This window comes from Acidiphilium multivorum AIU301, assembly GCF_000202835.1.
Lineage (GTDB): Bacteria > Pseudomonadota > Alphaproteobacteria > Acetobacterales > Acetobacteraceae > Acidiphilium > Acidiphilium multivorum.
On sequence record NC_015186.1, the window covers coordinates 19,262 to 41,006 of the forward strand.

21 protein-coding genes are annotated in these 21,745 nt (G+C 68.7%); 15 read left to right on the plus strand and 6 right to left on the minus strand.

The window, feature by feature from the left end:
- Window positions 1–39 precede the first annotated feature (39 nt).
- From rpe to ACMV_RS00140, 7 genes are read left to right on the plus strand one after another with little or no spacing between them, the layout of a single operon-like run.
- On the plus strand, window positions 40–702 hold the full coding sequence (rpe, locus tag ACMV_RS00110) for a ribulose-phosphate 3-epimerase (protein WP_013639128.1): 663 nt from the start codon (window positions 40–42) through the stop codon (window positions 700–702).
- Between the two features lie 13 nt (window positions 703–715).
- Entirely contained in the window at window positions 716–2,290 is a 1,575-nt protein-coding gene (locus ACMV_RS00115; RefSeq protein ID WP_041665166.1) for a heparinase II/III family protein, read from the plus strand.
- 4 nt (window positions 2,291–2,294) lie between these two features.
- Window positions 2,295–3,293: a UDP-glucose 4-epimerase GalE gene (gene galE, locus ACMV_RS00120; protein ID WP_007421941.1), complete on the plus strand. Its 999-nt coding sequence runs from the start codon at window positions 2,295–2,297 to the stop codon at window positions 3,291–3,293.
- A 7-nt stretch (window positions 3,294–3,300) separates the two neighbouring features.
- Window positions 3,301–4,425 (plus strand): glycosyltransferase family 4 protein, encoded by a 1,125-nt coding sequence (locus ACMV_RS00125; RefSeq protein ID WP_013639130.1) that lies wholly within the window; start codon window positions 3,301–3,303, stop codon window positions 4,423–4,425.
- Window positions 4,426–4,436: 11 nt separating this feature from the next.
- A complete protein-coding gene (locus ACMV_RS00130; RefSeq protein ID WP_011941217.1) occupies window positions 4,437–4,904 on the plus strand; it encodes a CreA family protein in 468 nt (155 codons plus the stop codon).
- Window positions 4,905–4,919: 15 nt separating this feature from the next.
- A complete protein-coding gene (gene purH / locus ACMV_RS00135) occupies window positions 4,920–6,461 on the plus strand; it encodes a bifunctional phosphoribosylaminoimidazolecarboxamide formyltransferase/IMP cyclohydrolase (RefSeq protein ID WP_011941218.1) in 1,542 nt (513 codons plus the stop codon).
- 5 nt (window positions 6,462–6,466) lie between these two features.
- Window positions 6,467–7,024 carry a carboxymuconolactone decarboxylase family protein gene (locus ACMV_RS00140; protein ID WP_013639131.1) on the plus strand — a complete coding sequence of 186 codons (558 nt, stop codon included), beginning with the start codon at window positions 6,467–6,469 and terminating at the stop codon, window positions 7,022–7,024.
- Window positions 7,025–7,063: 39 nt separating this feature from the next.
- On the opposite strand, the gene parE is transcribed toward ACMV_RS00140, so the two are convergent.
- From parE to aroA, 3 genes are read right to left on the minus strand one after another with little or no spacing between them, the layout of a single operon-like run.
- On the minus strand, window positions 7,064–9,025 hold the full coding sequence (parE, locus tag ACMV_RS00145) for a DNA topoisomerase IV subunit B (RefSeq protein WP_013639132.1): 1,962 nt from the start codon (window positions 9,023–9,025) through the stop codon (window positions 7,064–7,066).
- A gap of 25 nt (window positions 9,026–9,050) precedes the next feature.
- A complete protein-coding gene (gene cmk, locus ACMV_RS00150; RefSeq protein ID WP_007424233.1) occupies window positions 9,051–9,689 on the minus strand; it encodes a (d)CMP kinase in 639 nt (212 codons plus the stop codon).
- Window positions 9,686–11,023 (minus strand): 3-phosphoshikimate 1-carboxyvinyltransferase, encoded by a 1,338-nt coding sequence (gene aroA, locus ACMV_RS00155; protein WP_013639133.1) that lies wholly within the window; start codon window positions 11,021–11,023, stop codon window positions 9,686–9,688. Before aroA ends, cmk begins: the two co-directional genes overlap by 4 nt.
- Window positions 11,024–11,161: 138 nt before the next feature.
- Here aroA and ACMV_RS00160 point away from each other — a divergent pair, with 138 nt between their 5' ends.
- The 8 genes from ACMV_RS00160 to rpmG all read left to right on the plus strand — a co-directional run bounded on the left by ACMV_RS00160 (window position 11,162) and on the right by rpmG (window position 19,046).
- Window positions 11,162–11,485: a TIGR02300 family protein gene (locus tag ACMV_RS00160; protein WP_007424235.1), complete on the plus strand. Its 324-nt coding sequence runs from the start codon at window positions 11,162–11,164 to the stop codon at window positions 11,483–11,485.
- A gap of 112 nt (window positions 11,486–11,597) precedes the next feature.
- Window positions 11,598–11,789, plus strand: coding sequence for a hypothetical protein (locus tag ACMV_RS00165; protein ID WP_013639134.1), 192 nt, complete (start codon window positions 11,598–11,600; stop codon window positions 11,787–11,789).
- An 85-nt stretch (window positions 11,790–11,874) separates the two neighbouring features.
- Window positions 11,875–13,104, plus strand: a complete 1,230-nt coding sequence (locus ACMV_RS00170) for a CaiB/BaiF CoA transferase family protein (protein ID WP_013639135.1) — start codon at window positions 11,875–11,877, stop codon at window positions 13,102–13,104.
- Window positions 13,105–13,118: 14 nt separating this feature from the next.
- Window positions 13,119–13,958, plus strand: a complete 840-nt coding sequence (locus tag ACMV_RS00175) for an alpha/beta fold hydrolase (protein WP_007424237.1) — start codon at window positions 13,119–13,121, stop codon at window positions 13,956–13,958.
- Complete coding sequence (locus ACMV_RS00180) at window positions 13,958–14,809, plus strand: YihY/virulence factor BrkB family protein (RefSeq protein WP_011941225.1); 852 nt, start codon at window positions 13,958–13,960, stop codon at window positions 14,807–14,809. The genes ACMV_RS00175 and ACMV_RS00180 overlap by 1 nt, the downstream gene beginning before the upstream one ends.
- Before the next feature lie 185 nt (window positions 14,810–14,994).
- Window positions 14,995–17,232 (plus strand): ribonuclease R, encoded by a 2,238-nt coding sequence (gene rnr, locus ACMV_RS00185; protein WP_013639136.1) that lies wholly within the window; start codon window positions 14,995–14,997, stop codon window positions 17,230–17,232.
- An 8-nt stretch (window positions 17,233–17,240) separates the two neighbouring features.
- Complete coding sequence (locus ACMV_RS00190; RefSeq protein ID WP_007424240.1) at window positions 17,241–18,833, plus strand: S41 family peptidase; 1,593 nt, start codon at window positions 17,241–17,243, stop codon at window positions 18,831–18,833.
- A 45-nt stretch (window positions 18,834–18,878) separates the two neighbouring features.
- On the plus strand, window positions 18,879–19,046 hold the full coding sequence (gene rpmG, locus ACMV_RS00195; protein ID WP_007424241.1) for a 50S ribosomal protein L33: 168 nt from the start codon (window positions 18,879–18,881) through the stop codon (window positions 19,044–19,046).
- A 163-nt stretch (window positions 19,047–19,209) separates the two neighbouring features.
- Here the strand turns inward: rpmG and lpxB are convergent, their stop codons facing one another.
- The 3 genes from lpxB to ACMV_RS00210 are packed head-to-tail and all read right to left on the minus strand — an operon-like array spanning window position 19,210 to window position 21,739.
- Window positions 19,210–20,349 carry a lipid-A-disaccharide synthase gene (gene lpxB, locus ACMV_RS00200; protein ID WP_013639137.1) on the minus strand — a complete coding sequence of 380 codons (1,140 nt, stop codon included), beginning with the start codon at window positions 20,347–20,349 and terminating at the stop codon, window positions 19,210–19,212.
- Window positions 20,346–21,221 (minus strand): carbon-nitrogen hydrolase family protein, encoded by an 876-nt coding sequence (locus tag ACMV_RS00205; RefSeq protein ID WP_013639138.1) that lies wholly within the window; start codon window positions 21,219–21,221, stop codon window positions 20,346–20,348. The genes lpxB and ACMV_RS00205 overlap by 4 nt, the downstream gene beginning before the upstream one ends.
- Complete coding sequence (locus ACMV_RS00210) at window positions 21,218–21,739, minus strand: GNAT family N-acetyltransferase (protein ID WP_007424244.1); 522 nt, start codon at window positions 21,737–21,739, stop codon at window positions 21,218–21,220. Before ACMV_RS00210 ends, ACMV_RS00205 begins: the two co-directional genes overlap by 4 nt.
- Window positions 21,740–21,745: the final 6 nt, after the last annotated feature.

The following is a 21,745-nucleotide window of genomic DNA, read 5'->3' on the forward strand; positions in this document are numbered from 1 at the left end:
GGCGCGAGTCTCTTCGCTACATTGCCACTCATGAGTGCAATGTCCCGCCCGTCGCCGATCATCGCCCCCAGCCTGCTTGCCGCCGATTTCGGACGCCTTCGCGAAGAGGTCGCCGCGGTGGAGCGTGCCGGGGCGCACTGGCTTCATCTCGACGTGATGGACGGCCATTTCGTGCCGAACATCAGTTTCGGCGCGCTGGTTCTCAATGCGCTCCGTCCGCACACGCGCCTCGCCTTCGACGTTCACCTGATGATCGCCCCGGCCGATCCGTATCTGGCCGATTTCGCGAAGGCCGGCGCGGATCAGATCACTGTCCATGCCGAGGCCGGGCCGCATTTGCACCGCTCGCTGCAGACGATCCGCGCCCTCGGCCTGAAGGCCGGCGTCGCCATCAACCCCGCGACCCCGGCCGAGGCGGTGCGGCATGTGCTCGACCTCATCGACATCATCAACGTGATGACCGTCAATCCCGGCTTCGGCGGCCAGTCGTTCCTCGCCGGCCAGTTGCCCAAGATCGCCGAACTACGCCGCATGGTCACTGAAGCCGGGCGCGACATCCGCATCGAGACGGATGGCGGCATCGATGCCGCCTCGGCGCCTCGCGCGCTCGAAGCGGGCGCCGATGTCCTCATTGCCGGCAGCGCGATCTTCGGCAAGCCGGACTATGCCGCGGCCATCGCCGCACTAGGAACGGGCGATTGAAGCGGAGGGAATGATGCGCGGCGCGAGACAATGGGTTGCCCGGCTCGCCGCCCTCCGCGGTGGCAACGTTCCCGATGCCCCTTCGGTCGCCCTGCGAGATCCCTGGCCCGGCGAGCCTGCCCGCGGCGCGCGCATCATCAAGGGGGAAATCGAATACCAGAACGTCGTACGGCCGCTCCGGCCCGGCCTCTTTCACGAGAACGACGGCTCGCCGGTTTTCATCGCCCATATCCAGGGTTTCGTGTGGCTGCGCGATTTGCGGGCGCTCGGCACCGACGCTGCCCGCAGCCGCGCGCGGGCCCTGATCGCCGACTGGATCGATTGTGAAGCCCTCCCGCCGGTGGCCTCGGCCCCCGAGGTTTCCGGCGCGCGCATCGCGGCGTGGCTCGGCCATTACGATTTCTTCGCCGCCTCGGCGGATGACGACTTCCGGCAGATGCTGATGGCCCGCCTCGTCGCCGATGCGAGGATGCTCTCGGCCAACCTCCCCGCCGAGGTGCGCGACGGCCGTGCCTTCACCGCGATCAAGGGACTGATCGCCGCGGCGGTCGCGCTGCCCGAGCACGGAGCGTTCATGCAGCGGGCCCTGCGCTTCCTCGTGCCGGAGATCGAGCGGCAGATCCTGCCCGACGGCGCGCATGTCGAGCGCAGCCCCGCCGCCCACTTTGCCGTGCTGCAGGACCTGACCGAAATCCGCGCCTTGCTGCAACTTGCGCGCGCCGAAGTGCCGCCGCAGCTTCCCGGCGCCATCGAGCGGATGGCGGTCGGGCTGCGGGCGCTGCGGCATGGCGATGGCGGCCTCGCCCTCTTCAACGGCACCAGCGAGGACTGGCCCAACCTGATCGACCTCGTGCTGAGCCAGGCCGGGCGCACCGGCCGCAGCGCCTCGGCCCTGGCCGGCGTGGGGTTTCACCGGCTTGCCGCCGGCCGGTCACTCGTCCTTGTCGATGCTGGACCGCCGTCGGGGCCGGGCATCGACCGCTTTGCCCATGCAGGCACGCTCTCCTTCGAATTCTCGGTCGGGCGCGACCGGCTGATCGTCAATTGCGGCGCCGCCCCTGCGGCGTCGGGCGAGTGGCGCGACGCCCTGCGCAACACAGCCGCCCATTCGACGCTCGTCGTCGCCGACGTGTCCTCGTCCGAATTGCGTGACGAGGGACTTGGCCGCCGTCCCGCCCATGTCGAGGTGCAGCGCCAGGAGGCGAACGGCGCCCACTGGCTGGAGGCGAGCCATGACGGCTGGCAGAAACTGTTCGGCGCGGTGCATCGCCGCCGCCTCTATCTCGCGGAGAGCGGCGAGGATCTGCGCGGCGAGGACAGTATCGAGGCCGACCAGCCGCAGCCCTTCACGCTGCGCTTTCACCTGCACCCGAACGTGACGGCGAGCATCCAGCAGGACGGGGAGGGCGCATTGTTGCGCCTGTCCTCGGGCCAGGGCTGGCGCCTGCGTGCCGGCGGCGCCACGCTGAGCATCGAGGACAGCATCTATTTCGGCGGCCCCGAGCCGCGCCGCGCCGAGCAGATCGTGCTGACCGGAACGCCCGACGGTCCGCAACAGGTGAAATGGGCGCTGACCAGGATGGGCTGATTTCATGGCGCGCATCATGCTCACCGGCGGGGCCGGCTTCATCGGCTCGCATACCGCCGTCGTGTTGCTCGAACGCGGCTACGACATCGTCCTGCTCGACGATTTCTCAAACGCCGCGCGCGATGTGCCGGACCGGCTGCGCCAGATCACCGGCATCGCCATGCCGGTGATCGAGGCGGATATCCGCGATCCCGAGGCCATGCGCGCCGCCTTCGCCGCCTTCCCTGTCGATGCCGTCGTGCATTTCGCGGCGAAGAAGGCGGTCGGCGAGAGCGAGGCCGACCCGCTGCTCTATTTCGACGTCAACATCCTCGGCACGATCCGCCTGCTCGCCGCGATGCGCGATGCCGGGGTCGGCCGGCTGGTGTTTTCCTCTTCGGCCACCGTCTATGGCGAGCCGGACACCTGCCCGATTTCCGAAACCGCCTCCCTGCGCGTCACCAATGTCTATGGCCGCACCAAGATGGTGATGGAGGGGATGATCGAGGATCTCTCGCGCACCGGCGTGCTCGCCGCCTCGGCGATCCTGCGCTATTTCAACCCGGTCGGCGCGCATCCCTCCGGCCTGATCGGCGAGAATCCGCGTGGAGTTCCCGCCAACCTGATGCCCTACCTCTGCCAGGTCGCGGCCGGGCAGCGGCCATACCTGACCGTGTTCGGCAACGATTACCCGACGCATGACGGCACCGGCGTGCGCGACTTCATCCACGTGATGGACCTCGCCGAGGCCCATGCCGCCGCGGTCGATCGCATCCTCGCGCAGGATGGTGGCTTCACCGTCAATCTCGGCACCGGCACCGGCTATTCCGTGCTCGACCTCGTGCATGCCTTCAAGGCGGCGACGGGGATCGACGTTCCCTATCAGGTCGGCCCGCGCCGGCCCGGCGATGTCGCCGCCTGCTATGCCGACCCCGGCCTGGCCGCCAGCCTGCTCGGCTGGCGCGCCAGCCGCGGCGTGCAGGACATGTGCCGCGACGCCTGGCGCTGGCAGAGCCGGCACTGAGCCCGCGATGAGCCGCCACGTCGTCTTCCTCATCGGGGAAGACTGGTTCTTCGCATCGCATTTCCGGGTTCGTGCCCTGGCCGCGCGGGCGGCGGGCTGGCGCGTCACCATCCTCACCCGCACCGGCCGCGCCGCCGATGCGCTGCGCGCCGAGGGTTTCGAGGTGATCGACGTCGATTTCCGCCGCGCCCGCCTCAATCCCCTGGCCGAGTTCCGGCTCCTGCGCTCGATCGCCGGCCATTACCGGGCGCTCAAGCCCGATCTCGCGCATCATGTCGCGCTGAAACCCATCCTGCTGGGCAGTCTTGCCGCCGCTCTCGCGCGCGTTCCGGCCGTCATCAACGCGCCGGTTGGCCAGGGCTTCGTCTTTACATCGGCAACCCTGAAGGCGCGCCTGCTCCGTCCGGCGGTCAGTCTCGGGTTGCGGCTGGCGGTGGGGGCTCGCGGAGCGCTGGCCGTGTTCGAAAATCATGATGATCTGACGGCGATGACCGCCTCGGGCGCGATCCCGTCCGAACGGGCGTATCTGATCCGGGGCGCGGGCGTCGACCTCGTGTTGTATTGTCCCCATACCCCACCCGCCGGCAAGGTGCGCATCGTGCTCGGCGCGCGCATGCTGGCGGACAAGGGGGTCAGGGAATTCATCGAGGCGGCACGGCTGCTGCGTCTGCGCGGTGTTGTTGCCGAATGTCTTCTGGCCGGCGGTCCTGATCCGCAGAATCCGGCCAGTCTCGAAGCGGCAGAGCTGCAGCGCGCCACTGAGGCAACCTGGCTGGGGCCGGTCACTGACATGGCCAGCCTTCTGGCGTCCTGTCACATTGCCTGCCTGCCCTCCTATCGCGAGGGGCTGCCGAAATTCCTGCTGGAGGCGATGGCGTCGGGCCTTCCTTGCGTGGCAACGGATGTCGTAGGCTGCCGCGAGGCGGTGGCCGATAGCGAAAGCGGCGTGCTGGTCCCGCCGCGCGATCCGGCGGCGCTGGCCGATGCGCTGGAGCGCCTCGTCGCCGATCCCGAGCTGCGGGCCCGCATGGGGGCGGCGGGCCGTGCGCGGGCGGAAACCCTGTTCGCCGACGAGGTGGTTTGCGCGGCGACGCTCGCGGTCTATGAACGCGCCATCCGACACGACGTTTGACAGGGGATGGCATGATCAGGCGGCTCGCACTTCTCGGCATCATGGCCGGGGCCTGGGCGTTTGCGGTGGCAACGGCGCAGGCGGAGACGCGGATCGGCGCGGTCTCGACGAATTTCCGCCTGCTCGGCGCGAATGACAAGGTGGTGGTCGAGCGGCTCGACGATCCGAAGATCCCCGATATCGCCTGCTATGCGAGCTTCGCGAAGACCGGCGGAGTCAAGGGCAGCCTGGGTGTGGCAACCGATCCGTCGCGCTTTGCCCTCTCCTGCATTGCCACCGGGCCGGTCACGCTGCCGGCCGGCCTGCCGGCGAAGCAGCAGATCGCCGCGATCTCGGCGTCCTTCCTGGTCAAGCATTTCAATCTTTATCGCCTGGTCGATCCCGATCGCAAGGCGGTCGTCTACCTGCTGATCAGCACGAAAATCATCCACGGCTCGCCGGCCAACGCCGTCTCCGCCGTTCCCGTTTCCGGCCACTGACAGACGAGATTTGCCATGAACGACAGAGTCAACATCCGACGGGCCCTCATCTCGGTGTCCGACAAGGCGGGGCTGGTCGAGCTCGGCCGCGCGCTGGCGGCAGCGGGCGTGGAAATCCTCTCGACCGGCGGTTCCGCCCGCGCGCTGCGCGAGGCCGGGATCGCCGTTGTCGAGGTGGCGGATTACACGGGTGTTCCCGAAATGCTGGATGGGCGGGTCAAGACGCTGGTGCCCAAGATCCATGGCGGCCTGCTCGGCCGGCGCGACCTGCCGGAGCATCTGGCGCAGATGCAGCGGCACGACATCCCGCCGATCGACCTGCTCGCGGTCAATCTCTACCCGTTCGAGGAAACGGTCGCGAAGGGCTCGGATTTCGAAACCTGCGTCGAGAACATCGATATCGGCGGCCCGGCGCTGATCCGCGCGGCGGCGAAGAACCACGATTCGGTGGCGGTTCTCACCAGCCCGGCGCAGTATGACGACCTCATCGCGGCGCTAGCCGCCGGCGGAACGACGCTGGAGCAGCGCCGCCGCCTCGCCGCCGCCGCCTATGCCCGCACCGCCGCCTACGACGCCGCGATTTCCGCCTGGTTCGCGCAGCAGACCGGCGAGATGTTCCCGGCGCACCTCGCCCTGGCCGGCGCGCGGCAGCAGATGCTGCGCTACGGCGAGAACCCGCACCAGTCCGCTGCGTTCTATCGCACCGGCAACCGCCCCGGCGTTGCCACCGCGCGGCAGTTGCAGGGCAAGGAACTCTCCTACAACAACATCAACGACACCGATGCCGCTTTCGAATGCGTCGCCGAGTTCGACCGGCCGGCGGTGGTGATCGTCAAGCACGCCAATCCGTGCGGCGTCGCCCTCGGCGCCGATCTTGCCGAGGCCTGGGACCGCGCGCTGGACTGCGACCCGGTTTCGGCGTTTGGCGGCATCATCGCGGTCAACCGCCCGCTCGATGTTGCGGCAGCCGAGAAGATGGCGAGTATCTTCTCCGAGGTGATCATCGCGCCGGACGCCGCACCTGACGCGGTTGAACTGCTTGCCCGCAAGAAGAATCTCCGCCTGCTGCTCACCGGCGGCCTGCCCGACCCGGCGGAACCGGGCCTTGCCTGGCGCAGCGTTGCCGGTGGCTTCCTGGCCCAGACCCGCGACGCCGGGCGGATTGGCCGCGACGATCTGAAGGTCGTCACCCAGCGCGCGCCGACCAACGCCGAGTTCGCCGATCTGCTGTTCGCCTTCCGTGTGGCCAAGCATGTGAAGTCGAACGCGATCATCTACGCGAAAGCAGGGGCGACCACGGGCATCGGCGCGGGGCAGATGAGCCGCGTCGATTCCTCGCGCATCGCCGCACAGAAGGGCGGGGAGAAGATTCCGGGCTCGGTCGTTGCATCCGACGCGTTCTTCCCCTTCGCCGACGGTCTTGTGGCCGCGATCGAGGCAGGGGCGACGGCGGTGATCCAGCCCGGCGGCTCGATCCGCGACAACGAGGTGATCGAGGCGGCAGATGCCGCCGGGATTGCCATGGTGTTCACCGGCATGCGCCATTTCAGGCATTGATCGCCATGACCCACACACCCCGCCTTGGCCTGCCCGACCCCGCCCGGATGAGCGAGGCCCAGCGCGCCGCGCACGATGCCATCGCGTCCGGCCCGCGCGGCCGGGTCGAGGGGCCGCTCGCAGTGTGGCTGCACAGCGCCGAACTCGCGAACAACGCGCAGGCCCTCGGCGCCTTCTGCCGTTTTGGCTCCTCGCTGCCGCCGCGCCTGTCGGAACTCGCGATCCTGGTGTTGGGCTCTTATTGGCGTGCCGGGTTCGAATGGTACATCCATGCGCCGATCGCCGCGAAAGCCGGCGTGCCCGAGGCGGTCATCGCCGCGATCAAGGCGGGCGAAACGCCCGTCTTCGCCGAACCGGACGCCAGGGCGGTGCACGATTTCGCCCGGGAGCTACTCACTGCGCACGAGGTGTCGGACGAGACATACGCCTTTGCCCGCCGCCAGCTGGGCGACCGAGCCCTCGTCGATCTGGTAGGGATCCTCGGCTATTACGGGCTGATTTCCATGACCATCAAGGCCTTCCGGGTGCCCGTGCCGGACGGCGAGACCGAGCCCTTCGCCTGACGTCGAACAGTGTGCTCATGAAGAGCATGATGAACTGAGTCAGACGTCGAGTTCCTGCACGCTCGAGGCATGGTCCTGGATGAAGCGGAAGCGCAGCTCGGGCTTCCGCCCCATCAGGCTCTCGACGATTTCCGCCGTTTCAGCTCGTGCCTCGGGCGGGGCGAGAACGCGCAGCAGCACGCGGCGCTTCGGGTCCATCGTGGTTTCCTTGAGAATTGCCGGCGGCATCTCGCCAAGCCCCTTGAAGCGGCTGATCTCGACCTTGGCGTTCGCCTTGAACGCCGTCTTCACCAGCCGGTCGCGCTCGCCATCGTCCATCGCATAGACCGACTTGCCGCCCTGGGTGAGGCGGTAGAGCGGCGGCTGGGCGAGATAGACATGGCCGCCGCGGATCAGTTCCGGCAACTCGCGGTAGAAGAACGTCATCAGCAGTGACGCGATGTGAGCGCCGTCAACATCGGCGTCGGTCATGATGATGATCCGGCCGTAGCGCAGCGCGTCGATCTGGAACCGGTCGCCGACGCCGCAGCCCAGCGCCTCGATCAGGTCTTTCAGTTCCTGGTTCTGCCGGAGCTTCTCGGTGGAGGCGGAGGCGACGTTGAGGATCTTGCCGCGCAGCGGCAGCACCGCCTGGGTCTCGCGGTTGCGCGCCTGCTTGGCCGAGCCGCCCGCAGAATCGCCCTCGACCAGAAAGATCTCGGTATCCTCGCGGCTCTCGCGCGAGCAATCGGTCAGCTTGCCGGGCAGGCGAAGGCGTCGCGTGGCGGATTTGCGCGGCGTGTCCTTCTGCTCGCGGCGGCGGATGCGTTCCTCCGCCCGCTCGATCACGAAGGCGAGAAGATTGTCGGCGTTGGCCGGATCGCCGGTGAGAAAATGCTCGAACCGGTCGCGCAGCGCCGCCTCGGTCAGTTTCTGCGCCTCGGGCGAGGTCAGCTTTTCCTTGGTCTGGCCCTGGAATTGCGGGTCGCGGATGAACAGCGAGAGCTTGGCGGCGAGCGCGCCGGTCGCATCCTCGGCGGTGATCACCGCGGCGCGCTTGTTGCCGCGCTGCTCGCCGAAGCCGCGCAGGCCCTTGAGCAGGGCGGCGCGGAACCCCGCCTCATGCGTGCCGCCGAGCGTCGTCGGGATCGTGTTGCAATAGGTCGAGAGCGTGGCCTCGCCGGTTTCCAGCCAGGCGCAGGCCCACTCGATCCGCCCGGCATCGTCCGGCAGGTCGGCCTGCCCGGCCCAGACCGGGGCGACGAGCTTCGGCGCGGCGCCCAGTTCCTCCGCCAGCGAATCGGCGAGGCCGCCGGGGAAATGCAGCTCCGCCTGCGCCGGCACATCGGCACCCGCCGCGATCAGCGCCGCATCGCAGGCCCAGCGGATCCGCACGCCGCGGAACAGATAGGCCTTCGAGCGGCACATGCGGTAGAGCCGCGCCGGGCTGAACTTCTTGTCGCCGAAAATCTCGGGATCGGGGACGAAGCGGATCAGCGTGCCACGCCGGTTCGGCGTCGCCCCGGCATTGACCAGCTTGGTCAGCGGCTTGCCGCGGGCATAATCCTGTTTCCAGAGTGTTTTCTCGCGGGCGACCTCGACCTCCAGCCGCTCGGCCAGCGCGTTCACCACCGAAGAGCCGACGCCGTGCAGACCGCCCGAGGTGGCATAGGCCTTGCCGGCGAACTTGCCGCCGGAATGCAGGGTGGTGAGAATCACCTCGAGTGCCGACTTGTCGCGGAATTTCGGGTGCGGATCGACCGGGATGCCGCGCCCGTTATCGCGCACCGTGAGCAGGTTGCCGGGCGCAAGCGTCATCTCGATGATCGAGGCGTGGCCGGCTACGGCCTCGTCCATTGCGTTGTCGAGCAGTTCGGCGGCGAGGTGGTGCATCGCCGCATCGTCGGTGCCGCCGATATACATGCCGGGGCGCCGGCGAACCGGTTCCAGCCCTTCGAGAACCTCGATGTCCTTGGCGGAATAGCTCGCCTGGCCGGCGGCCTGCTCGAACAGATCGGTCACGCTGTCTCCTCTGGTCCGGGCGGGGTTACCCCCGCGCGAGTACCTTGTTCACCAGATCGGCCGCCGCGGTAAAGGCATGATTGGCATCCATGTGGCTCGTGTCGAGCAGCAGGGCGTCCTTCGCCTGCACCAGCGGGGCGGCGGCGCGGGTGCGGTCGGCCTCGTCGCGGGCGGCAAGTTCGGCGCGCACCGAGTCGAAGCCGGGATCGATTCCGTGGGCGAGGCGCTCCAGATGCCGGCGTTTCGCCCGCACATCCAGCGAGGCGGTGACGAAGAGTTTCACATCGGCCTCGGGAAACACGATCGTGCCGATGTCCCGCCCGTCCAGCACCGCGCCGGAGGCGTCGGCGAATCGGCGCTGGAAGTCGAGCAGCGCGGCGCGCACCGGCTTGATCGAGGCGACGGCGCTGGCCGCGCGGTCGACCTCAGGGGTGCGCAGATCGCCGCGTTCGAGATCGAGCCGGCTGAGTGAGCGGGCCTGTTCCTCGCTGGCCGCCGGATCGGCCGGATCGCCGCCACGGTCGAGCACGCGGCGCGCCACGGCGCGGTAGAGCAGGCCGGTATCGAGATAGGGCAGGTTGAAGGCGGCGGCGAGGCGGCGCGCGAGCGTGCCCTTGCCGGAGGCGGCCGGCCCGTCGATCGCGATGACGATCGGCCGCGTCACGCCGCCGCCTCGATCGCCGCGCCGATTCCGCGCATCAGCGGCAGGAAGCCGGGGAAGCTCGTATCGATAAAGCGCGCATCGTCGATGGTCACCGGGGTCTCGGTCGCGAGGCCCATGACGAGCGCGCTCATTGCCAGGCGGTGATCCATATGCGTCGCCACGGTGGCGCCGCCGCGCGCGCCGCCGCCCTCGATGATCAGGTCGTCGCCGTCCACCTGCGCCTTGACGCCATTGGCGGTGATCATGGCGAGCGTCGCGGCCAGCCGGTCGCTTTCCTTCACCCGCAGCTCCGCGAGGCCACGCAGCCGCGAGCTGCCGCGCGCCATCGCGCAGGCGACGGCGAGAATCGGATATTCGTCGATCATCGAGGGGGCGCGTTCCGCCGGCACATCGACGGCGCGCAGATCCGAGGCGGTGACGATGAGATCGCCCACGGGCTCGCCGCCGGCCTCGCGGGCATTTACGATCTCGATCGCCGCTCCCATCTCGCGCAGGGTGAGGAACAGCCCGGTCCGCAGCGGGTTCAGCCCGACGCCCCCGATCGTGACGCGCGAGCCCGGCACGATCAGCGCGGCGACGATCGGGAAGGCGGCCGACGACGGATCGCCCGGCACGACGACATCCGCGCCGCGCAGCTCCGGCTGTCCCCGCAGGCGGATCAGCTTGCCCGTGCCATGCGTGGCCACCTCCACCTCGGCGCCGAAATAGCGGAGCATGTTCTCGGAATGGTCGCGGGTCGGCTCCGGTTCCTCGATTTCGGTGATGCCGCGGGCGTTCAGCCCGGCGAGCAGAAGCGCCGACTTCACCTGCGCGGAGGCGACCGGCAGCCGGTAGGAGAGCGGCATCGCCTCGGCGGCACCGCGCACCGAAAGCGGCAGGCGCCCGCCCTCTCGCGCGGCGAAGACGGCGCCTGTCGCGCCCAGCGGATCGATCACCCGGCGCATCGGCCGGCGGCGGAGCGAGGCATCGCCGGTCATCACGGCGAAAATGTCGTGGCTCGCGAGAATGCCGCAGAGCAGTCGCGCGGCGGTGCCGGAATTGCCCATGTCGAGCACGTCGTCCGGGCTCTGCAACCCGCCGATGCCGGGGCCGGAGGCGCGCCAGGCACCCGGGCCGGTGCGCTCCACCGTTGCGCCCAGCGCGCGCATGGCGGCGGCGGTCCGCAGCACGTCCTCGCCTTCCAGCAGGCCGGAAATCCGGGTTTCACCGACCGCGAGGCCGGCGAACATCAGCGCGCGATGCGAAATCGACTTGTCGCCCGGAACGGTGATCGTGCCGGTGAGCGGCGTGGCAGGGCGGCGTGAGGTCTGGGGCAGCGTTGCGGCGTGTTCCATGGCGCGGCGCTTACCACGAGTGGACGATTTTGCCAGCCATCATTGTCGGCGGCCGTCAGGGTTTGACAAGCAGGGCGATGGGTGGCATGGCGCCCGCCCTGACGGACTCCACCGCTCACCCTGGAATGCGAGGCTCTCATGGCGAAGCCTGAACTTGGCGACAAACATACCTGTGTGTCCTGCGGCGCGCGCTTTTTCGACCTAGGCAAGGTTCCGGCCGTCTGCCCGAAATGCGGCACCGAACAGCCGGCCGAGCAGCCGAAGCTCAAGCGCAGCGTACCAATGCCCGACGACGCCAAGAAGCCGGCCAAGGCGCAGACCACCGAGGACGACGTCGACACGGATGACGTGGAGGATACCGGCGACGACGATATCCTGACGGATGCCGATGATCTCGAGGACGACGATGCGATCGATGCCGATATCGAGGTCGAGCGCGACAGTGACGAGAACGAAAGATAATTTTCCTTTCCGGGTCGAATTTGTTTACCGAATTGTAATCTGGAGCGGGTCATGTTCGGGCGCAGCCAAAAACGGCTGTTCCTGAAGGACACTCCTGAGAAGGAAACCCGCGATGACCCAGTTCGCCCCGGCGAAAACCGCCGACCATCACGAGCCGATCGTCAGCCCGCTCATTCTTGTCGACCGCCTGATTTCGCTGGCGCAGGATGCCGAGCGCGCCGGGTTGCCGGCCGTCGCCAACCGGCTGGTCCGCCTTGCCCTGCGCAGCTGCGTTCCGCCCGCCGGCGGCACGCATCGCCACTGATCCGCCGTCGTCGCGTTCCGACCTCCCGTTTTTGACCTGACTTCACAGGCTCGCTATTGCGGGTCGCGTTGACGGGAGGTCATGAATGTCTGAACAGCCATCCGCTGGAATCGCGTCGCCCTCGGGCCCGCTCGCCGGACTGACGGTATTCGATCTGACGCGAGTGCTCGCCGGTCCCACCTGCGTGCAGATGCTGGCCGATCTCGGGGCCGAGGTGATCAAGATCGAGAAGCCGGGCAGCGGCGACGATACCCGTGGATTCGCGCCTCCCGCGCTGCCGGGCACCGAGCAGAGCGCCTATTTCGCCGGCGCCAATCGCAACAAACGGTCCGTGACGCTCGATATCGCAAAGCCCGAGGGCCAGAAACTGGCGCGCGCGCTGATCGCGAAGAGCGATATCCTGGTCGAGAACTTCAAGGTCGGCACGCTGCCGCGCTATGGCCTCGGCTATAACGATCTCAGGGCCGACAATCCGGGGCTGATCTATTGCTCGATCACCGGATTCGGCCAGACCGGCCCCTATGCGTCCCGCCCCGGCTACGACAGCCTGATCCAGGCCATGGGTGGCATCATGTCGCTTACCGGCGTGCCGGATGGCCAGCCGATGAAGGTGGGCGTGCCGGTCGCCGACCTTTTTGCCGGGCTCTACGGCGCGATCGGCGTGCTCGCCGCGCTGCGCCACCGGGAAATCACCGGGCAGGGCCAGCACATCGATATCGGCATGCTGGACACGCATGTCGCCTGGCTCGCAAATCAGGGCATGAACTACCTCGCCTCCGGCAAGAATCCCCCGCGCCTCGGCAATGAGCACCCGAATATCGTTCCCTATCAGGTTTTCGCGACCGAAGACGGCCATATCGTGCTCTCGATCGGTAACGACCCGACCTTCGCGCGTTTCTGCAACGCGTTCGGACTGGAGCACCTGTTGGCTGACGAGCGGTTCGCCACGAATGCCGCCCGCGTCGCCAATCGCGCATTTGTGACCGACACCCTCGCTGCGGTTCTGGCGCGGCATCCGTCCGCCTGGTGGCTGGAACGGCTGGAAGAGCTGAAGATCGGCTGCGGCCCGATCAACACGCTGGAGCAGGTCTTCGCCGATCCGCACGTGATCGCGCGCGGCAACCTGATCGAAATGACCAGAAGCGACGGCGTGCCGGTGAAGCTCGTCGCCAATCCGGTCCGCCTGTCGGAAACGCCGGTGGATTATCGCCTCGCACCTCCCATGTTGGGAGAGCATACCGACGAGGTGCTGACCAACATGCTGGGACTCGACGAACCGGCCCGCGCCGCGCTGCGCCGGGACGGCATCATCTGAAGGACGGCCGGATCGTGGCGCGGCAGGGTTTCGTTCCCTATCTGCTCGGCAACGATTTCCACCGGCTCGCCTTCGTGGAATTCGGCAACCCGGCCGCGCCGGCCGTGCTCTGCGTGCATGGCCTGACCCGCAACGGGCGCGATTTCGACATTCTCGCGGACAGCCTGGCCGATCGCTATCATGTGATCTGCCCCGACCTGCCGGGCCGCGGACGATCGGAATGGCTGCGCGACGGGGCGCTCTATCAGCCCCCTTCCTACGTCATCGCGCTGGCGCATCTGCTCGCCTGGCTGAACAAGCCGGTTGCCTGGGTCGGCACGTCGCTGGGCGGGATCTGCGGCATGATGGTCGCCGCCGCGGCGCACACGCCGATCACCCGCCTCGTGCTCAACGATATCGGCCCGCATATTCCCGCCGCGGCGCTCGGCCGGATCCGCGACTACATGGGCGAGGCACCCGCTGCCTTTCCCGATCTTGCGGCGCTCGAAGCCCATCTGCGCACCGTGCATGCGCCGTTCGGCCCGCTGACCGATCCGCAATGGGCCGCTCTCGCGCTTCATTCGGCACGGCCCGTCGAGGGCGGCGGGCTCGCGTTGCATTACGATCCCGCGATCGCCGAACCGATCCGCGCCTCGGTGCCCATGGATGCCGATCTCGGCGCGATCTGGACGGCGATCCGCGTGCCGGTGCTTGCCCTTCGCGGCGCCACCAGCGACCTGCTGACCGAAGCGACCCTCGCGCGCATGGAGGAGGATGGCGCCGCCACGCATACCGTGCCGGCATGCGGCCACGCGCCGGCGCTGATGGACGGGCCGACCATCGCGGTGATCCGGCGGTTTCTGGATGGCGCCTGATGCGCTGGCGGACGCGCCTCGACCTCTGGTTCAGGGCGCTGCGCGCGGCCGCGATCGAAGTGATGAGCGGGGAGATGTCGCTCGTCGCCGCCGGTTGCGCCTTTTACGCCACCCTGGCCCTGTTCCCGGCGATGACGGCGCTGATTTCGCTCTACGGCCTCGCATTCAACCCGGTAACGGTCGAACCGCAGCTTCTCTATCTGAAACACCTGATGCCGCCGGCCGCCTTCGCGCTGATCGGCGGGCGGATCCAGCAACTGGTTTCCGGCGGCAAGACGACGCTCGGCATCGGCCTCGTCATCTCGCTGGGCTTCACGCTCTATTCCTCGGCTTCCGGCATCAAGTCGCTGATCTACGCGCTGAACGTGATCCACAAGCGGCAGGAAACGCGCGGCTTCTTCGAGTTTCAGGCGGTGACCCTGGCGATGACGCTGATTGCCATGCTCGGCGCCGTCATCGCCATCGCCGTGCTGGTCGGCATGCCGCTGGTGCTTGCCTTCCTGGGCCTTGCCAAGGCGCCGGCGGTGCTGACGGTGCTGCCCGGATTCGCCCTGCTGATCGGGTCGATGGGTCTGGCGCTCGGCCTGCTCTACCGATTCGGGCCGGCCTTCGGGCGCGATGCGGGGCACCCGGTCGTACCCGGCGCGCTGGTCGCGATTCTGGTCTGGCTCGTCGTGTCCTATGGCTTTGCGGTCTATGTTGGCCAATTCGCGGCCTATAGCCGCACCTACGGGCCCCTGGCGACGATCATCGGTCTGATGATGTGGTTCTATCTGAGCGCCTATGCCGTGCTGTTCGGGGCGCTGTTCAACGCCACGCTCGACCGCGCGTCTGTGGCATTCCGGCCATAGTTGGAAAACTTGCCGCGCTACCATACGGGAAACACTGCATCAGCGTTGTCGGCCAGCCACATAGGGTCTATGCGGTTAACATTGGACAAAACTTCTGATGTGTGGGGCGCTGCCGTGCACCGATTCCAGGCGGTATTCCGGGTTTCGGGCGAGAGGATCGTGATGATGCGCCGCCGCGGTGGCGCATGACCCGGAAGCCCGTCCGCCGATCCGCCGAACTGCCGACCGAGGCTGTGTTGCGCGAGTTCATCGCCGAAGCCGGAACCCGGCTGCGCAAGGGCGACATTGCCCGCGCCTTCGGCCTCGGCCCCGACCAGAAACCGGCGCTGCGGGCGATGCTGCGGAATCTCGAACGCGATGGCATGCTGGTCCGCGCCGGCGGGCGGCAGGTGCGCGCGGCCGAGGCGCTGCCGGAACGCTGCGTCGTCGAGATCACCGGCACCGATCGTGACGGCGACCCGCTTGCCCGGCCGGTCGGCTGGGACCGGCAGGGCAAGCCGCCGATCATCTTCATGCTGCCCGAAAAGCGCGGCCACGCTGCGCTCGCGCCCGGCGCGCGGGTGCTGGCCCGGCTGCGACGGATCGACGACGACCGTTACGAAGGCCGCACGGTCCGGCGGCTCGACGAGGAGCCGGCCAGCATCATCGGCGTGTTCCGCGCCGAGGGAGAGGGCGGCTGGATCGAGCCGGTGGACCGCAAGAGCCGCGCCGAATGGAAGGTGCCGCCGGGCGAAACCGCCGGTGCCGAAAGCGGCGACGTGGTGCGCGCCATGCCCTTGCCGGCCTTCGGCTACGGGCCGAAGCCGGCGCGGATCGCCGAGCATCTCGGCCGGATGGGCGATGCGCGCTCGATCAGCCTGATCGCCATCGCGGCACTGGGGATTCCGGCCGACTTCCCGGAGACCGCGATCGACGAGGCGAAGCGCGCCCGCGGCGTCCGCCCCGGCCGGCGGACCGATCTGCGCGAAGTGCCGCTGGTGACGATCGACGGCGCCGATGCGCGCGACTTCGATGACGCCGTCTTCGCCGAACCCGCTGGGCCGGGGCATCGCATCGTCGTCGCCATCGCCGATGTCGCGCATTACGTGCGCCCCGGCTCGGCGCTCGACCGCGAGGCGCTGAAGCGCGGCAACTCGGTCTATTTCCCCGACCGCGTGGTGCCGATGCTGCCCGAGGCGCTCTCCAACGGCTGGTGCAGCCTGCGGCCGGGCGAGGACAGGGGATGCCTGTTCGTCGAGATGATCGTCGACGCCGAGGGCCGCAAGCTGAGCCACAAATTCGGCCGCGGCCTGATGCGCAGCTTCGCCCGCCTCACCTACGAGGAGGTGCAGGGCGCCTTCGAGTCCGGCTGGGAAGCCGATCTGCCGGACGGGACGATCGGCCATCTCTACGCCGCCTATCGCACGCTGCTGGCGGCGCGGCAGGCCCGCGGCACGCTCGATCTCGACCTGCCGGAGCGCAAGATCACGCTCGACGAGGCTGGCCGGGTGACGGACGTGGCGCCGCGCCCGCGGCTCGACAGCCACCGGCTGATCGAGGAGTTCATGATCCTCGCCAATGTCGCGGCGGCGGAGGAGCTGGAACGGCTGCGCCAGCCGTGCATGTATCGCGTGCACGCCCCGCCCTCGCCGGAAAAGCTCGATTCGCTGCGCAATCTGCTGGCGACGCTCGAGATTTCGCTCAAGCCCGGCGACCAGCTCCACCCGCGCGACCTTGATCATGTGCTGCGCCTTGTCGCCGGTAGCGATGCGGCGCCGCTGGTGAACGAGGCGGTGCTGCGCAGCCAGAGCCAGGCGGAATACGCGCCGGAGAATATCGGCCATTTCGGCCTGGCGCTGAACAGCTACGCGCATTTCACCTCGCCGATCCGCCGCTATGCCGATCTTCTGGTCCATCGCGCGCTCATCGCCGGGCTGAAGCTCGGCACCGACGGGCTGCGTCCCGAACACGCCGACGGATTCGAAACCATCGCGGCGGCGATCACCTCGACCGAGCGCCGCGCCACCGATGCCGAGCGGCAATCGGCCGACCGCTATCTTGCCGCCTATCTGGCCGACCGGATCGGCGAGGATTTCAGCGCGCGGGTCAGCGGGGTGACGCGGTTCGGCCTGTTCGTCACGCTCGATGCGACCGGCGCGTCCGGTTTCGTGCCGATGGCGCTGCTGCCCGACGATTTCTGGCATTTCGACGAGGCCGATGGCACGCTGTCCGGCACCCGCTCGCGCGTGGTGTTCCGCCTGGCCGATCCGGTGCTGGTGCGGCTGCGCGAGGCGAAGCCGTTGACCGGCGGGCTGCTGTTCTCCCTGATCGAGGGCGGCAGCGCGCCGGGCGAGGGCGGTGGACAACATCGCCGGTTGCCGGCCCGCAAGGGCGGCAGGAAGCCGGGCCGCGCGCCCGCCAGGCACAAGCGCAGCCGCCGATGAAACGCCGGATGGCCCGTTCGCTCGCTCGCCGTTCCCGGGCGCACCGCGCCCGCCGGCCGGCGCTCGTGCGGCCGATCCGCCGGATTGTCACAGTGCTGTGCGTGATGCTGCCGATCTGCGGCGCCCAGGCGGGCCAGCGTGGCTTCGACTCGACTCACGCCGCCGCCGTCTGGGGCGCTGCCCTCGCCTTCATGGCGCCCCGCACGTTGCAGCCGCTCGGCATTCCGCGCATGGCGGTATGGGGATTGTCCGGCATTACCGCGCTGGACTCCGATCTCACCGTGCAGGAACAATCGGGAAAGTTGCTGCTCTTCGGACCCAATCGGGTGATTTTCGCAACCTTGGCGCCGCCGGTCGGCGACGCGGCGAAATGGGGCGTGGCCTGCGCTGCTGTCGCCGCGCATGCCTTCGCGGCTTCGCCCACGATCGAGCGCGCCGGCACCGGCGGCATGATCCGCAGCTTCTTCGACGAGCTGTTCAATCATTTCGACCCTTATTCCCGCTATGTCGCGCCGCGCGAGGCCGCGACGGAGCGCGCGCTGCGGCTGGGCCTTGGCGGAATCGGCATGACCCTGGCGCGGCACGACCGCATCGTGACGATCACCGGCGTCACGCCGTCGAGCCCGGCCGACCGGGCCGGGATCGCGCCGGGCATGCAGCTTCTGGCGATCGACGGGCGGGATGCCGCCGCGCAACCGGTCGCCCAGCTGCAACAGGAACTTGCCGGCCCGATCGGCAGCATGATCGATCTGACGATCCGGCCCGGGCACAGCCTGCCGCAGACGATCACCCTGGCCCGGGCCCTGGTGCCGACGCAGAGCGTCACCGGGCAGATCGACGATGGCATCGCCCATATCCGCGTTCTCGGCTTCGACCACGGCACGGCGCGGCAGTTCGCCGCGGTTCTCGCGCAACTCGTGCAGGCGCAGCCCGCCCCGAAGGGAATCGTGATCGATCTCCGCGGCAATCGCGGCGGTGTCCTGCGGCAGTCGGTGCTCAGCCTCGACACGCTGCTCTCGCAAGGCACGATCATCCACACGATCGGCCGCGATCCGGCGGCCAACAAGGTATGGCATGCCGAGGGGGCCGATATCGCGCACGGCCTGCCGGTGGTCGTGCTGGTCGATGGCGGCACCGCGAGCGCCGCCGAGGTGTTCTCGGCCGCAATCGCCGACAACGACCGCGGCGTCGTTCTCGGCAGTGCGACACTCGGCAAGGGGCTGGTGCAGAGCGTCACCGAACTTCCGGGCGGGGGCGAGCTGTTCGTCACTTGGAGCAGGATGATCGCCCCACGCGGCTGGCCGCTGCAAAGTCTTGGCGTGTTTCCGCAGGTCTGCACCAGCCTTGGCACCGACCAGCTCGCGAAGCAGATCAACGCGCTGCGGCATGGCGTCGACCTGCTGGCGAAGCCGCTGGCCGAAACCCGTGCGGCCAGGGCGCCGATGCCGCTCGCCGAGGTGCTGGCCCTGCGAGAGGCCTGCCCGGCCGCGATCGGCGGCAACGGCTACGAACGGGCGGCGGCCGCGCTGATCGATCATCCGGCCGCGTATCGCGCCGCCCTGATCCGCCCGCTGCTCCCGCATGCCCGGGCCGGGGGTTGACCAGGCCGGCAAGGTCGATCATATCGGCGCGATCGGAGAATACGCATGGCCAAGACGAACACTGTTCAGATCAAACTGGTTTCCACCGCCGACACCGGCTTCTTCTACGTGACGAAGAAGAACGCGAAGGCGCAGACGGGCAAGCTCGAATTCCGGAAATACGATCCGGTCGCGCGCAAGCACGTGACCTTCAAGGAAGCCAAGATCAAGTAATCAACCGCGGAGCTTCGGCTCCGCGCCGTTGACACGCTTCGCTTGCTGATCGGCCCGAGCAATGCTTCGGGCCTTTCGGCGTTTTGGGGCGCGGAGAATCGCTTGTTCCTTGCGCCTATAGGCTGGCGCTGCGGCTTTTTGCGTATGCAGGCCGGAACGCCGATCACAGCAGGTCGAGCACGGCCGTTGCCGCGGCTTCGCTGGGAGACGCCGATCCCGCGATGGCGAGCGTGGATAGGGCAGCGCTGAAGCCGGCCCGTTGCGCTGCAGCCCGCTCAGGGTCGCCGAGCAGCGAGGCGATTTCGGCGGAGAGGCGCTCCGGCGTGCAGGCATCCTGCAACAGTTCCGGCACCAGTTCTTGCCCGGCGAGCAGGTTGATCATGGCGACGTGCGGCACCTTGATCAGCCGCCGGGCCAGCATCGCGCTGATCGGATTGACCCGGTAGGTGACCGCCATCGGCACGCCGGCCAGAGCCAGTTCCAGCGTAGAGGTGCCGGATTTCGTCAGCGCGGCTTCGGCGCCGGCGAAGGCGTCATACCGCTCGGCCACATTGGTGACGATCAGCGGCGGGCGCGGCCAGGCGGCCGCCTGCGCCTGCAACTCGCCGGCGAGTGCCGGCGCCGCGGCCAGCACCGGCACGAGATCCGGAAATCGTGGGCGGAGGCGTTCCACCGTCGCGCCGAAAACCGGCATCAGCCGGGCCGTTTCCGTGCGGCGGCTGCCAGGCATCAGGATCAGGGAACGCGCTGACTCCGCCAGGCCGAACCGGGCACGGAAGCGCGCAGGATCGCCGGCATCGGCACCCGATTCCAGCACCGGATGGCCGACAAAGACCGGGTTCAGCCCATGCGGTGCAAAGAAATCCGGCTCGAAGGGCAGGAGGCAGAGCAGCCGGTCCCACAGGCCGGGGAAGTGCTTTACCCGCCCCTGTCGCCAGGCCCAGACTTGGGGGGCGACGTAATGCACGCGGCGGAGTCCGAGCGGGACAATTCGCCGGAGCAGGCGGAGCGTGAAGCCCGGACTGTCGATGGTCACGACGATGTCCGGCCGCCTCGCGGCAATGTCCGCTTCCGTCTGCTCGAGCCGGCGGCGCAGCCGGAAGAGCTTGGGCAGGACTTCCGCGAGGCCCATGAGCGCCAGTTCCTGCATCGGGAACAGCGAGGCAACACCCTGTTCGGCCATCCTCGCGCCGCCGATGCCGGCAACTTCGATGCCGCCGGCCCGCGCGCGCATGGCCGCGATCAGCCGCGCCCCCAGCACGTCGCCGCTTGCTTCACCGGCGACGACATAAACCAGCGTCATGTCAGGCGGACGATTCGGGCCGGCGCCGGATCGTCCGGCCAGTCGGTCCGGTTGCGGACGGCTGGGTCGTCGCGCGTGGCGGCGAGGCGGGCGGGATCGAGCGTTGCGAACAGCAGGTCCGCCGCATCCAGCGCGCCGCGGGCCAGCAGCCCGTCTTCCGGAAACCCGCGATCGACCGGGCCGAAGACGCAGGCATAGCCGCGATTTTCATCCACGGCGGCGGACCAGGGCGCCATTCCCGTGGTCGGCGCGACGGCGGTGAAGCACTGGTTCTCCAGCGCCCGCGCGCGGGCCGACAGACGCACCCGGTTGAAGCCGTGCAGGGAGTCGGTGCAGGCCGGAATCAGGATCGTGTCCGCCCCGGCGAGCGCCTGTGCGCGCACCAGCAGGGGGAATTCCGAGTCGTAGCAGATGGCGATGCCAAGCCGGCCGAAATCGGTTTCGAACACCGAAGGGGGCCCGCCCGGCGTGATGCCCCAGCGCTCGGATTCGAAGCGCGTCATCACCCGCTTGTCCTGGAAGGCGATACGGCCGTCCCCGTCGATCAGCGGCGCCCTGTTGCGGATATTGCCATCGGCGCCGCGCATCGGCACCGAGCCGGGCAGCAGCAGCAGGCGGTGGGTGCGGGCAATGGCGCGGAAACCCTCCACCAGGGTATCGGCGCGACTGACCACGGCGTCGAGTTCGGCGGCGACGTCCGGCGCGGCGACAAAAGCGCCGGCGAGCGCCATCGAGGCATATTCCGGCAGGACGAGCAGGTCGGCGCCGCCGGATTTCGCCTCATCTGCGAGGCGATCCACCCGATCGAGAAAATCGTCCAGCCCGGTCGGGCGGTGGATCAGGAAGGGGGAGAGAGCAACCCGCATGATCATGCGCCGCCGAGTGGCTTCATCCACACCTGGAGGCGGTTTTCCACCTCATGCGCGGCACCGATCTCGCGCCAGCGCATGCGGCAGACGAGACCGGACACCGGCGCGTAGCCGCGCTTGCGCCAGAAGACGTCGAGTGTGGTGGCATCCGTCGGGCGGCGCGGATCGGCGTTGTCGCGGATCACCGCGCAGAAGGCGGCCTGCGCGGCGTCGGAAACCGCCCGCGCGTGCGCCTCGCGTTCGCGGAAAAAGGCCACGCCGACGCCGCGGCCGCGATAGGCCGGCAGCAGGACCGACTCACCGAAATAGAAGACCGAGGCGGGATCGATCCCGGCGGCGCGGAACGGCGCCTGCATCGCCTCGTCCTCGTCGGTGAGCGGCAGGCAGGTGGAGGCGCCGACGATCGCATCGCCATCCCGCGCGATCACGATGGCGGCGCGCTCGCTCGCGGCATAGGTCGCGACATAGTCGCGCTCGTAAGCCTCGTTGCCCTCGTAGAGATAGGGCCAGGCGCGGAACACCTCGAT